This is a genomic window from Carboxylicivirga sediminis, from assembly GCF_018156225.1.
GTDB classification, from domain to species: domain Bacteria; phylum Bacteroidota; class Bacteroidia; order Bacteroidales; family Marinilabiliaceae; genus Carboxylicivirga; species Carboxylicivirga sediminis.
The window spans coordinates 130,710-142,777 of the sequence record NZ_JAGTAR010000012.1 but is presented as its reverse complement, the minus strand read 5'-3'; the positions used below and the strand labels follow the sequence as shown (position 1 = coordinate 142,777).

Genomic DNA, 12,068 nt, shown 5'->3' with positions numbered 1-12,068 from the left:
AAACTTACTATTAAGACCACAGATTGCGCAGATTGACCCAGATTAATTGTTTTCCATTGGAAAACTATCTGTGAAGATTTTCTGTTCCTTTAACTTTTAGTTGTTATTGATATAGTTACAGCTTCTGTTTGTAAAAAATAGTTGCACAGATTTTTTGTCCGTTAGCGGGAAAGTTATTTGATGGAAAAATCCGTGAAAATCTCAGGGGTATCGCCTTTAAGCGAATAACTTTTTTTGTTCTGTATGGATAAGAGTGGGTAAAGTCAGGAATTCCCCAACGGCCTTGGCTGGTAAGCCATAAAACACGGTTGTATATGACGATTTCAAAATCGTTTTTGTTTGAGCGCAGCGAGTTTAACGATTTCGTCATACAACAGTAGTTTTATGAGTGTAAGCAGGCATAGCCGAAGATTTTTTTGCTTGCGTTTTTTCATCTTTGAAAAAATGAAGTCGGGGGTTGGGGTTGAAAACCCCAATACGTTACTTGAAACTTTACCCACTACAAATCATATAGAGCCCTTTTTTTTAATGATTATTATCCACAGATTAGCACCGATTTTCACTGACTTTTATTTTCCTGCGGAAAATAATCCGTGATAATCTGTGAAATCTGCGGTTTCATATTTGACATTACTTTTAAAAGCAATTTCCCTGGTGAAAATCTGTGAATTAAACTATTTTATTTGTTGAGTTAAATGCAATCGCCCTAATCCGAGAGAACAGACCCTAATCCCGACTCAAATCAGACCTCAAATCCGTCACCCTATAATTCCATAATCCCTTCCCACTACAACTCTATCTTTCCACCTCGCCGTTTTATCCTACGGAGGCACTAACCGGTGCGCTAATCAGCTTCCCAAAGCCTTACGACCGCTGCGCAATGGCTCGGGGGCACCGCTCAGAGCCTCCAGCCGCCTTCCCGGTGCTTCCAGCCGGGTGCACAATGGCTCAAAGCGACAACATGGCAGGCAAAAGCGCCTCCCAATGGCTCAAAAGCAGTGCGCAATGCTTCCAGCAGCATTATTGATAAATAACTCTGTCATTATGGCGCACTGAAGAAGTGAGGAAATTAAGTACGGTTTGAATAGCTAACAGCTATTGGCCATCAGCTAGTAATCAAAACCACAAATCCAGCTTTTCCACCCGCCTGATAACGGCACTTTGGCTGCGGCCCAGCAGCAAGGCAATTTCTTTCACGGTTTTACCTTGTATAAAGAGCTGCTTAAGTTCTGCCTCTTCCATTTTAGTCCATAACTGGTTGCTTCGCTGTGCTTTTACGGGTTTTACTTTGGACTTGATTGATAGGTTTAGGTTGTTGCTAACCGTATTAAAATCATGAATCTGATAGGAGGTAGGCAGCAACTGAATCGGGATGTGCAGCTTTGCTTTAGTGCGCGTGGCGGCCACATAAAGCAGGTTGATTTCTTCGGCCAGAGCATCAGGACTAATTTCCTGTGCTTTTAGGGCAGTTTTCAGGTCCATTATCTGCTGTTCGCTGATAAAATCATCCATTATAAACACCTGGTCATACTCCATGCCTTTGGCTTTGTGAACCGTTGAAAACACCATGTCGGCTTTGTCTTTGTTCGCTTCTTCAACGGTGCACTCCTTAATTCTACTGATAAAGTAAGGAATGTCTTTATGGTATTTCTCCACCAAATCTACCAGTGCTTTAAGTGAGGTGTCTGATGTTTCCTCCAGGTAGTCTTTAAGGTGGTCAAAGCTGGGCATTGTTTTAAGCAAGTCATCCTTAATCAGGTGACGTTGGTGGTTGTACAGGTTTAGCACATCGTAAATGGAGCCGCCTTCTTCAGAGAAAGTATAGGAGCTCAGCTGACCTTCGAAATAGATACTTTTAAGTTCTTTTTGCTGGATGAGCAGCTCAATGGCCCGCGATACCAGTTTGCTGTTGGAGCGGGCCAGGGTAACACGACTTCTGATAGGCTGGTGATTGCCGAGGCCTTGGATATTTACTTGACTGCTTTGCCCAATTTCTGTTTTCAGCTGAAGGATGGATTTGGAAAGACGGGCAATCTCCTGGTTGAACCGAAAGCTTTTGCTTAAGTCCATGGTTTGAAAATCGACCTGCTGAAGGGCATTAGTAGCAAAGCGCCAGCCGTATATCTGTTGGTGCTGATCGCCAATGATGATTTTATGGGCCGATTGGTTGACAAAGGCAGCCAGCATGGCCCCTGAGGCATCTTGACCTTCATCAAACAAGATATAATCATAAGGCAGGATAGGGCGGCTCAGTTGAAATTGTTTCAGGTAAAAGTCGTGGATGATGTCTATCTCACCTTTGTGCATTTTGGCCAGAAACAGGCGGGTGTAATGCACAATCAGCTCATGGTTCTCAGTGGCAAATGACAGACTCTCAAGGTTGGTCAGGGTCTCCAGGTAATTAATCTCAACCACCTTTTGGGCCTTTGAGTTGCAGAAGTAACGGACGAAGCGATAGACGTGACTCGCCAGCTTCAGGTGCGACAGGTCGCCCGCTTTGGGTCGGATGTTTAAAATAGCTGCAATCTCGTGCGGCTTATAATCAAACCGAAGGGAATAATGCCTGTAGGGTGCCGTGTACTTGTAGGCCAGCGAGTGGGCGGTTTCAACCCGCACGTTGTTAAGCCCCATTTGGCTCAGTTTGTGCTCGGCCTCCAGCTTCACCGACTTGTTAAACGCCAGGTAAAGAATCGGCGAGTGTGGCCTTTTTTGCGCGTATTGCAAGATAGTGGTTGTTTTGCCCGAACCGGCCACGGCATTCACTTTCAGGTTGCCTTCGTGGTTGATAATCTTTTCCTGCTCGTCGGTTAATTGCATGGCTTTTACAATAGTTTGTTCGCGTTCTCAGTGCTTTTCAATTTGCGATAAACAAAAAGTACCAAACTCTGAGCTTAAATGCCAGAGATGGTACTTATTTGATGATTGTAAGCTATTTCTTTATCTAAAAACTAGCGGCCCGGATTAATTAAATACTTCCAAAAACTCGTTCTAAAATAGCATTCACCCTGGCCATTGGGTCTTTTCTTATTTGCGCCTCCTCTTGTGCTATTTTAATAAACAAGCCATTCAGAGCCTGTTCTGTCAGGTATGCATCCAAATCAACGTTAACCGCATTAAGGCCGGCCATTTTACCAAACGGATTGTCAGCAATCTGGTTCCATTTGCCGGTTAGTGTTTCCCACGACATGTTGGGGGATATGCCAGCGGCTATTTCTTTATCTAATGACGCCTGAATCTTTGGATTGTAAAGGTTAAACAGTTTTTCGTAGGTGCTGTTTTTCAGGTACTGGGTAGCAGCATCATTTTCTCCGTTTAAGATATTGAATGCATCTGCAATAGTCATTTCCCTAATGGCTCCCCAGAAAACAGGGCCAGCTTCTTTAGCAGCATCCTCGGCCGCCCGGTTGATGTGTACCACCACATCTTCTATTACCTTTTCGCCTCCGGGTATCTTCGATGCATTCTTTACAATGATATCAGCTTCTTCCGGCAGCATAATTTTTACCAGTTCATCGCCATAATAGCCATTGGTAACACCCAGGCGGGCAGCAGCTGAGTCGGTACCTACACGCAATGCTTCTTTCAGTCCACTGGCCACTTCTGTTTCGGTAAGCGGAGCATTGGCATTATAGGTATCAATGACAGCAGTTAACTCGGCACAGGCGCTTAAAACAATTAATGGTAAAATGTAAATGATTTTCTTCATAGTACTTTTATATAGTCCGTTATGTAGTTCTTCTGTGTTTGCTTTTGTAGCTTGGTTTCTTCTTTTTGAAATTACTCTTTCGTCCTTTATGGCTCTGTTTTTCAGATTTATTATCCTTTTCAGGAAAGAGCTTTTTGATCATGTCAAAGCGTTTAAAGCTCTTCAGGCGATCTTTAATCTTTTCCTGGTATTCTTTTTTATACCAAAACAGATACATGCGCTGCTGTAGCTTCTCATTTTTACTACGTGGCGTATATGTTTCCTCTAAAGTATAGGGGTGAATGCCCGAGTAGTAAATGACAGTGGCTACAGTCATTGGTGTTGGTGTAAAATCCTGCACCTGCTCTAGTTTAAAATCCATATCGTGTGTTTCGCAGGCCAGGTTGGCCATGTCCATTTCTTCACTTCCCGGATGACTTGAAATAAAGTAAGGTATGATTTGTTGGTTCAGTTTCTTAGAGTTGTTAATGCGGTCAAAATCAGCCTTAAATTTATGAAAGAGTTTAAAGGATGGTTTACGCATGATTTTAAGCACCTGATCAGAGGTGTGTTCAGGGGCCACCTTCAAGCGGCCAGAAACATGGTGCTCAATCAGTTCTTGCATATAGGCCCTGTGGCTTTCTTTTTCTTCATTCGAAGCCATGTTATTATACAACATATCGTAGCGCACACCACTGCCGATAAATGCCTTTTTAATATTGGGACGCTCATTAACCGCCTTATATAGACGTGTCATAGCACTGTGGTTGGTATCCAGGTTGGTGCAGATATTGGGGTGAATGCATGAGGGACGGGTACATCGCTGACAGATTTTCAGGTTTTTACCTTCCATCTTATACATGTTGGCACTTGGTCCGCCCAAATCCGACAGGTAACCTTTAAAATCAGGCATCTGTGAGATGGCATCCACTTCCTTCAGGATGCTTTCTTCAGATCGGGAAGCAATAAACTTACCCTGATGAGCTGAAATAGTACAAAAACTACAACCACCAAAGCAGCCGCGATGCATATTTACCGAGAATTTGATCATTTCAAAGGCTGGTATGGGTCCTTTAGCAATATACCGGGGGTGTGGCAGGCGTGTATAGGGCAAATCAAATGAAGCGTCCAATTCTCCTGTCGTCATTGGAGGATACGGCGGATTGATGACGATAGTATGTTCGCCAGCGTCTTGTGTTAAACGAGCCGCTTGCCATCGGTTCGATTCCTCTTCTACATGCCTGAAATTTTTGGCATATTTGGTTTTATCAGAAAGACACTCTTCATGCGAGAAAAGTGGTAAGTCTTTCCAGTTTCTATTCTTTGGAAGGGACTTTTCCTTTGGGATAACAAAAGCTGTTTGCGGTATAGTCTTCAGACTTTCAATGGGTACACCTCGTTCTATTAAACGAATAATTTCCAAAAGCGGCTGTTCGCCCATGCCATAAACCAGCAGATCGGCTTTTGAATCTGCCAGAATACTTGGCCTGAGTTTATCAGACCAGTAATCGTAATGTGTAACTCGTCTTAATGATGCTTCTATACCACCCAATAAAACAGGTACATCCGGATATAATTCTTTCAGAATGTTGCAATAGACAACAGATGCATAATCAGGCCTTTGTCCGGCTCTGCCATCAGGCGTATAGGCATCATCAGAGCGCAGTCGACGGTTGGCTGTATAATGGTTCACCATAGAGTCCATGGCGCCGGCGGTAACACCAAAGAAATAATTTGGTTGCCCAAGCTTTTTAAAATCTCTTAAATCATCTCGCCAGTTGGGTTGCGGTACAATAGCAACTTTTAATCCATGCGCTTCAAGCATTCTGCCAACGACAGCAGCGCCAAATGCAGGGTGATCGATATAAGCATCACCAGTGAATAATATCACATCAATACTATCCCAACCTCTTCTCTCTACCTCTTTGGCCGATGTAGGCAGCCAATCTTCCATCTTATGCTTATGCTCAGTTTTTATCATATCGTTGGCAAATGTAGCTGAATTTTAATTATCTTGCTTTCATAATTAGGGCAACGCTTACAGAAAAACGCTTTTCTGTTTAAAGTAAACCAGCAAAAGAGTTAAAGGTTTTTTTTTATATTTTAAAACCAATGTTAACTTTGTAATGAAAAATTTGGCCATGACAAATCCAAATAGCGAATTAATTGTTGAATTAAAAGATAAAATAAACAGGCTGATTCAGCAGTACCAAAGCTTAAAGTCGGAGGTGCAACTGTTGGAAGATGAGAAGGGTAGATTAACTGATCAGCTTGAGGATGCTTCCAGAGAATATCATAATCTGGAGCAACGATTCAACAATTTAAAAATAACGAAAGATTTGGTGGTTGGCAGTTCAGAAGCCGGTGAAACTAAAAAACGGATTGGTCAGATTGTGCGGGAAATAGATAAGTGTATTGCGCTTTTAAACCGTTAAGCAAGTTAAATGGACGATAAACTCTCGATACGTGTAAATATTGCCGACAGGTATTACCCGCTGCGAATAGAACGCAGTGATGAAGAGCGTATTCGTTTGGCTGCTAAACTCATTAATGAGAAGGTTTTACAATATAAACAACGTTATTCAGATAAGGATGTACAGGACTTTTTGGCAATGGCCACACTACAGTACGTCATTAAATTGTTGGAATTGGAAAACCGTCATGATGTGGATCCATTTATAGAAATGGTTCGCGATTTAAACGAGCAATTGGATAATGTTCTTACAGAAAAAACTGATAAGGTTTTCTGATAAGGATTTATAATTTAGAAATTTACCCGCATTATTTACCATATCTCTTAAAGTAAGGAATATGGTAAGATGATGCGGTTTTGTTTTATATATAACACGATAAATATGGATCTACCAATAGTAATAGGACTTGCAATTGGTGCTTTATTGGTCGGAAGCTTGGTAACATGGCTGATTATTACCAAAGCGCTTAAGACCAGAAGCGAACGAATTGTAAAAGAGGCAGAAGCAGAGGCGGAAGTCATAAAAAAAGATAAAATTTTACAAGCTAAGGAGAAGTTTCTTCAGCTGAGAGCGGAGCATGAGAAGGAGATCAACTCACGTAATGCTAGAATGGTGAATGCCGAAAATAAGCTGAAACAAAAAGAAACAAATTTATCTCAGCGTATTGAAGAGCAGAGCCGCAAGAAGAAAGAGGTGGAGGCGATTCGTGAGAATCTGACAGCGCAGCTTGAAATTGTTGAGAAGAAAACTGAAGAAGTTAACAAGGCGCATAAGCAGCAAGTTGAGCAACTGGAAGCTATCTCAGGTATGTCAGGTGATGAGGCTAAAGAGATGCTGATTGAAAGCATGAAAGCTGAAGCCAAAACAGAAGCAATGTCATACATTAATGACATTATGGATGATGCCAGAATCAATGCAAATAAGGAGGCTAAGCGAATTGTATTACAGACAGTTCAGCGTGTTGCAACCGAAACTGCCATTGAAAATTCCGTGACCATCTTCCACATTGATTCAGATGAGATGAAAGGTCGCATTATCGGGCGTGAGGGTAGAAATATCAGGGCGCTTGAGGCAGCTACTGGTGTTGAGATCATTGTGGATGATACACCAGAGGCTATTGTGTTATCTGCTTTCGACCCGATGCGTCGTGAGATTGCCCGATTGGCACTGCATCAATTGGTGACTGATGGCCGTATTCACCCTGCACGTATTGAAGAGGTTGTGAATAAGGTGCGGAAGCAGGTTGAAGAAGAAATTCTGGAAACAGGTAAGCGTACTGCCATTGATTTAGGTATTCATGGCTTGCATTCTGAGCTCATCAAGCTGGTGGGTAAAATGAAGTATCGTTCATCATACGGACAGAACTTATTGCAACACTCACGTGAAACAGCTAATTTATGTGCAATTATGGCCACTGAATTAGGGCTTAATGCCAAACGTGCCAAGAGAGCTGGTTTATTGCATGATATAGGTAAAGTATCTGATGAAGATCCTGAATTACCACACGCTATTTTGGGTATGAAGCTGGCTGAGAAGTACAAGGAGAAGCCAGATATTTGTAATGCAATTGGTGCTCACCACGATGAAGTGGAGATGACCACTATGATTGCACCGATTGTTCAGGTATGTGATGCTATTTCAGGTGCTCGTCCGGGTGCTCGCCGCGAGATTATTGAAGCCTATATCAAGCGCCTTAAGGATTTGGAAAATTTGGCGTTGTCATATCCGGGTGTACTTAAAACGTATGCTATCCAAGCAGGTCGTGAATTGCGAGTGATTGTTGGAGCAGAGAAAACGTCAGATAAAGAGGCGGAAGAATTGTCATATGATATCGCACGTAAGATTCAAACTGAAATGACTTATCCGGGACAGGTTAAGATTACAGTTATCAGAGAAACGCGTGCAATTAGCTATGCCAAGTAATTAATCGATTACTAAATATTTAAAAAGCGGCCTTAGGTCGCTTTTTTTTATGTCATCAATTGATAAATGCCCAAAAAATGGTGTCTAAAGTTTCTGCTATTTCTATTGGCTTTGTTACTTTTACCATTCAAATACGATACATATGTTGACAAAACTTGAGAATAAAAAAGTTCTTGTAACAGGCGGTGCAGGATTTATTGGGAGTAACTTATGTGAAAAACTGTTGAATCAAAATAACCAGGTTATTTGCCTCGATAACTTTGCCACAGGAAAACGTTCTAACCTTAATCAAATGATTAGTAATAATCGGTTTAAGCTCATTGAAGGCGATATCCGGAATATAGATGATTGCAGTCGGGCAGTTGAAGGTGTGGAGATTGTTTTTCATCAAGCTGCGTTGGGTTCTGTTCCCAGGTCCATAGCTGATCCAATAACCTCCAATGAGGTGAATGTGTCAGGCTTTATGAATATGCTGATTGCTGCCCGTGATAGTGGGGTTAAGCGATTTGTATACGCTGCCAGTTCATCAACATATGGAGATAGTAAGAACCTGCCGAAGGTGGAAGATATTATAGGTAAGCCATTGTCTCCCTATGCTATTACAAAGTACGTGAATGAACTTTATGCAGATGTATTTGCCCGCTTGTACAATATGCAGATCATTGGTTTGCGCTATTTCAATGTATTTGGAAGGCGTCAGGATCCAGATGGAGCATATGCGGCTGTCATTCCTAAATTTGTTAAAACGCTTATAAGTAAAGAGTCGCCTGTAATCAACGGAGATGGCACTTATTCGCGCGATTTCACCTATGTAGATAATGTGCTTCAGGCTAATGAATTGGCTGCGATTGTGCAGAATGAACAGGCCATTAATACGGTTTACAATGTTGCTTATGGTCAACGAACAACACTTAATGAACTGGTTCAATATCTTCAGGAGTTTTTAAGCGACTATGACGCCTCAATTGCCGATGTGAAAATAACATATGGACCCGCGCGGGAAGGTGATATCCCACATAGCCTGGCTTCCATTGATAAAGCAGCTAAACTTTTAGGATACTCGCCTAATTACAGTATTAAAGAGGGGTTAAGAGAGGCTATTGGTTGGTATTGGGAAAATTTACGACAGACAGAGTAGTTTTAAGAACATTAGAAAAGGATATGTACTGGAAAAAATTATATTTGTGATAAAATTTAAACCTATGAAGAAAAATCTGACAAAAATCTTAGCCCTTGGTATGGTGGTGTTTAGTCTGGTGGCTTGCGGCGGAGGAAGTGATGGTCCGGATACTGAGGCTCCAACAATTTCAATATCTAAGCCTAATAGTACTGATCTTTATAAAAGAGGTAGTGATTTGCCTTTAATTGCTACATTTAAAGACAATAGAGGACTTGATAAGTGTGTTATTACTATCGAGTACCAAGGGGTTACTCCAAAGCAAGCTATACTTAAGGGCATAGATACACCTTGGGCGCCTGCAGAGAATAACGAAAAGCATGAGATAAACTTTAACGCTGAAAAAACATCAGACGTAAATGAAACACAACTATTCAACGTGCCTATCGAGAATAGCTGTTCTAGTGGAACTTACACTTTAACCTTCACTATTACCGATACGGCAGAAGAGCCAAATACAACAGTTGAAACACTTGATATCCAGATTGGAGGATAAGCGTAATTAAAGATGTAATTAAAGGGCCTCAGAGCCCTTTTTTTTGATGCAAACATTAATAAAAGACCACTATGTACGATTTTGACAAGCTGATTGAGCGCTCAGGTACCAATGCATATAAACTGGATTTACGCCAACGCTATTTTGGAACAGATGATGTTATTCCTCTCTGGGTGGCTGATATGGATTTTGCTGCACCTGAAGCGGTACAGCAAGCTATACAGGAGCGAGCTAAACACGAGATTTATGGTTACACTATCCGAAAGGAAGAGTTTACAGGAGCCATTGTAGACTGGTGTCAATACAAACACAATTGGGGCATCAAAAATGACTGGATAGAATACTCGCCAGGTGTTGTGCCTGCTTTGGTTTTTTCGGTGCTGGCTTTTTCTGAAATAGGTGATGGTGTCATTATTAATACGCCAGTCTATCCGCCATTTTATTCAGTTGTTGCTGATAATAAAAGGAAGATTATTGCCAATGGTTTGGTTAATGTTGACGGGAAATATGAGATTGATTTTGAATTGCTTGAGCAACAGGCTTCCTTGAGTGACACCAAAATTTTCATTCTTTGTTCACCTCACAACCCGGTTGGTCGGGTCTGGACAAAAGAAGAGCTGATGAGAGTTCATGAAATTTGCAGTAAAAATAATGTATTGGTGTTGGCCGATGAAATTCATGCTGATTTGACACTTTTTGGTAATGAGCATACGCCTTTTGCATCGCTCAATGACGAAGCGGCTATGAATTGCATCTCTTTTATGGCCCCATCTAAAACTTGTAATATTGCAGGCTTCAGTACATCGTATGTAGTTACAGCCAATCCTAAATTGCTCAAAGCGTATCGTGATATGCAAAACAGGTTACAATTGCATATGGGACATTTATTTAGTGGAGTAGCATTGTGCTCTGCCTATAATCATGGGAGAGACTGGCTGGAGGCTCTGAAAGCCTATTTGGAGCGAAACATTTTATTTGTCGAAGACTTCTTAAAAGAAAAGATGCCTGAAGTGTCATTTTACAGGCCTGAGGCCACCTATTTAATTTGGATGAATTTTAAAGCCTGGAATAAGAGTCAAAAGGAAATCAAAGATTTTCTGGTAAAAGAGGCCAAAGTTGGTTTGAACGATGGTGTCTCATTCGGAAAGGATGGAGAAGGTTTTATGCGTATGAACATTGCCAGCCCAAGGTGCGTTCTTGAGCAAGCCTTGAATCAAATGTACGAAGCCAGAAAATAGCTTGTAGATGTTTAGGTTCGGGCTATCCATACTCTGTTTGATGATGACCTTTGGTTGTGGTGTCTATCTCGATTTCCCTTCTGAAGGTAATAATCCGCAGTGGAAGCTATTAACATATATTGATACTGCCGTCTATCATTTACCTAAATATGCCCCAATAGATTCCGTGGTTAACCTTAAGGTAAAAACGGTGTATTACCCGCAATCTGCCAAATATTTTTATTTGCCAGCCAGTGAGTTACAGCCGGGTATTAATGAGGTATCATACATTTTTTATTCGAATGGTAAAAAGCGGCGTTCCTTTGAGCATTTCTACATGGTGTCCGATATTGAGCCAAGGCAAATAACTATAGATGATTACTATTTGTTGGAGCACGATGAAGATGCGTTTACGCAAGGCTTACTATGGAAGGACGGTTACCTATACGAAACTACCGGATTAATTGGGGAGTCGTCATTGCGAATGCTGAATCCGGAAAATGGTGATATTATTAGAAATCAGCCTCTAGATAAGCAAATTTTTGCTGAGGGAATTAGTAAGCGAGGTGATGAGTTTATCATATTAACCTGGAAGGATGGTTTGGTATACAAATTTGATGCAGAATTGGAGCAAATTGGTGTATTTCCATATAAACATGAAGGTTGGGGATTAACAACCACTGATGACAATGTTTTACTCACCTCTGATGGTACATATAACCTTTACTATCTAGATGAGAATTTCAACGTGGATTCAACTTTTCAGGTGTATAATAACCGGGGACCGGTTCAATACTTAAATGAGCTGGAGTATATTGAAGGCAATGTGTGGGCTAATGTCCTGGGCAGTGATATAGTGCAGGTTATTGAGCCGACAAGTGGGAAAGTGCTGATGGAAATTGATTTAAGCGGATGCATTGACAGGCACCGTTATAAAAAGGCAGGTGTACTGAATGGTATTGCCTATAACCCTCATGATAACCTGGTATACTTTACTGGCAAAAATTGGCCTTATATAGTTGTTTGGAGACCATTGTTCTTTGATAAATAAAATAAAAAAGCTATGTTTGTTAACAATTGTTAACATTCAGAATCA

11 protein-coding genes are annotated in these 12,068 nt (G+C 41.3%); 7 read left to right on the top strand and 4 right to left on the bottom strand.

Going from position 1 to position 12,068, the window contains the following annotated elements:
* Nucleotides 1–115: 115 nt before the first annotated feature.
* From KDU71_RS09760 to KDU71_RS09745, 4 genes are all read right to left on the bottom strand, one after another.
* On the bottom strand, nucleotides 116–370 hold the full coding sequence (locus KDU71_RS09760) for a hypothetical protein (protein ID WP_212190228.1): 255 nt from the start codon (nucleotides 368–370) through the stop codon (nucleotides 116–118).
* 746 nt (nucleotides 371–1,116) lie between these two features.
* Complete coding sequence (locus KDU71_RS09755; RefSeq protein WP_212190226.1) at nucleotides 1,117–2,817, bottom strand: UvrD-helicase domain-containing protein; 1,701 nt, start codon at nucleotides 2,815–2,817, stop codon at nucleotides 1,117–1,119.
* A 148-nt stretch (nucleotides 2,818–2,965) separates the two neighbouring features.
* Entirely contained in the window at nucleotides 2,966–3,706 is a 741-nt protein-coding gene (locus KDU71_RS09750) for a DUF4197 domain-containing protein (protein WP_212190224.1), read from the bottom strand.
* A 19-nt stretch (nucleotides 3,707–3,725) separates the two neighbouring features.
* Nucleotides 3,726–5,666, bottom strand: a complete 1,941-nt coding sequence (locus KDU71_RS09745) for a YgiQ family radical SAM protein (protein ID WP_212190222.1) — start codon at nucleotides 5,664–5,666, stop codon at nucleotides 3,726–3,728.
* 160 nt (nucleotides 5,667–5,826) lie between these two features.
* On the opposite strand from KDU71_RS09745, the gene KDU71_RS09740 reads away from it, so the two are divergent.
* From KDU71_RS09740 to KDU71_RS09710, 7 genes are all read left to right on the top strand, one after another.
* Nucleotides 5,827–6,120, top strand: a complete 294-nt coding sequence (locus KDU71_RS09740; protein WP_212190220.1) for a hypothetical protein — start codon at nucleotides 5,827–5,829, stop codon at nucleotides 6,118–6,120.
* A 9-nt stretch (nucleotides 6,121–6,129) separates the two neighbouring features.
* On the top strand, nucleotides 6,130–6,435 hold the full coding sequence (locus KDU71_RS09735; RefSeq protein ID WP_212190218.1) for a cell division protein ZapA: 306 nt from the start codon (nucleotides 6,130–6,132) through the stop codon (nucleotides 6,433–6,435).
* 105 nt (nucleotides 6,436–6,540) lie between these two features.
* Complete coding sequence (rny, locus tag KDU71_RS09730) at nucleotides 6,541–8,082, top strand: ribonuclease Y (RefSeq protein WP_212190216.1); 1,542 nt, start codon at nucleotides 6,541–6,543, stop codon at nucleotides 8,080–8,082.
* A gap of 142 nt (nucleotides 8,083–8,224) precedes the next feature.
* The gene (locus KDU71_RS09725) at nucleotides 8,225–9,220 is read left to right on the top strand and encodes an SDR family oxidoreductase (RefSeq protein WP_212190209.1); all 996 of its coding nucleotides are present in this window, start codon (nucleotides 8,225–8,227) and stop codon (nucleotides 9,218–9,220) included.
* Between the two features lie 64 nt (nucleotides 9,221–9,284).
* Complete coding sequence (locus KDU71_RS09720; RefSeq protein WP_212190207.1) at nucleotides 9,285–9,755, top strand: DUF4625 domain-containing protein; 471 nt, start codon at nucleotides 9,285–9,287, stop codon at nucleotides 9,753–9,755.
* A gap of 71 nt (nucleotides 9,756–9,826) precedes the next feature.
* Entirely contained in the window at nucleotides 9,827–10,993 is a 1,167-nt protein-coding gene (locus KDU71_RS09715; RefSeq protein WP_212190205.1) for a MalY/PatB family protein, read from the top strand.
* Between the two features lie 40 nt (nucleotides 10,994–11,033).
* A complete protein-coding gene (locus KDU71_RS09710) occupies nucleotides 11,034–12,023 on the top strand; it encodes a glutaminyl-peptide cyclotransferase (protein WP_212190196.1) in 990 nt (329 codons plus the stop codon).
* The last annotated feature ends 45 nt before the right edge of the window (nucleotides 12,024–12,068 follow it).

What these genes read in the sequence shown, in the direction of transcription:
- KDU71_RS09745 (WP_212190222.1), bottom strand. Translation starts at nt 5,666, where the DNA reads ATGATAAAAACTGAGCATAAGCATAAGATGGAAGATTGGCTGCCTACA.
- rny (WP_212190216.1), top strand. Translation starts at nt 6,541, where the DNA reads ATGGATCTACCAATAGTAATAGGACTTGCAATTGGTGCTTTATTGGTC.
- KDU71_RS09760 (WP_212190228.1), bottom strand. Translation starts at nt 370, where the DNA reads ATGACGAAATCGTTAAACTCGCTGCGCTCAAACAAAAACGATTTTGAA.
- KDU71_RS09755 (WP_212190226.1), bottom strand. Translation starts at nt 2,817, where the DNA reads ATGCAATTAACCGACGAGCAGGAAAAGATTATCAACCACGAAGGCAAC.
- KDU71_RS09750 (WP_212190224.1), bottom strand. Translation starts at nt 3,706, where the DNA reads ATGAAGAAAATCATTTACATTTTACCATTAATTGTTTTAAGCGCCTGT.
- KDU71_RS09710 (WP_212190196.1), top strand. Translation starts at nt 11,034, where the DNA reads ATGATGACCTTTGGTTGTGGTGTCTATCTCGATTTCCCTTCTGAAGGT.
- KDU71_RS09715 (WP_212190205.1), top strand. Translation starts at nt 9,827, where the DNA reads ATGTACGATTTTGACAAGCTGATTGAGCGCTCAGGTACCAATGCATAT.
- KDU71_RS09725 (WP_212190209.1), top strand. Translation starts at nt 8,225, where the DNA reads ATGTTGACAAAACTTGAGAATAAAAAAGTTCTTGTAACAGGCGGTGCA.
- KDU71_RS09735 (WP_212190218.1), top strand. Translation starts at nt 6,130, where the DNA reads ATGGACGATAAACTCTCGATACGTGTAAATATTGCCGACAGGTATTAC.
- KDU71_RS09720 (WP_212190207.1), top strand. Translation starts at nt 9,285, where the DNA reads ATGAAGAAAAATCTGACAAAAATCTTAGCCCTTGGTATGGTGGTGTTT.
- KDU71_RS09740 (WP_212190220.1), top strand. Translation starts at nt 5,827, where the DNA reads ATGACAAATCCAAATAGCGAATTAATTGTTGAATTAAAAGATAAAATA.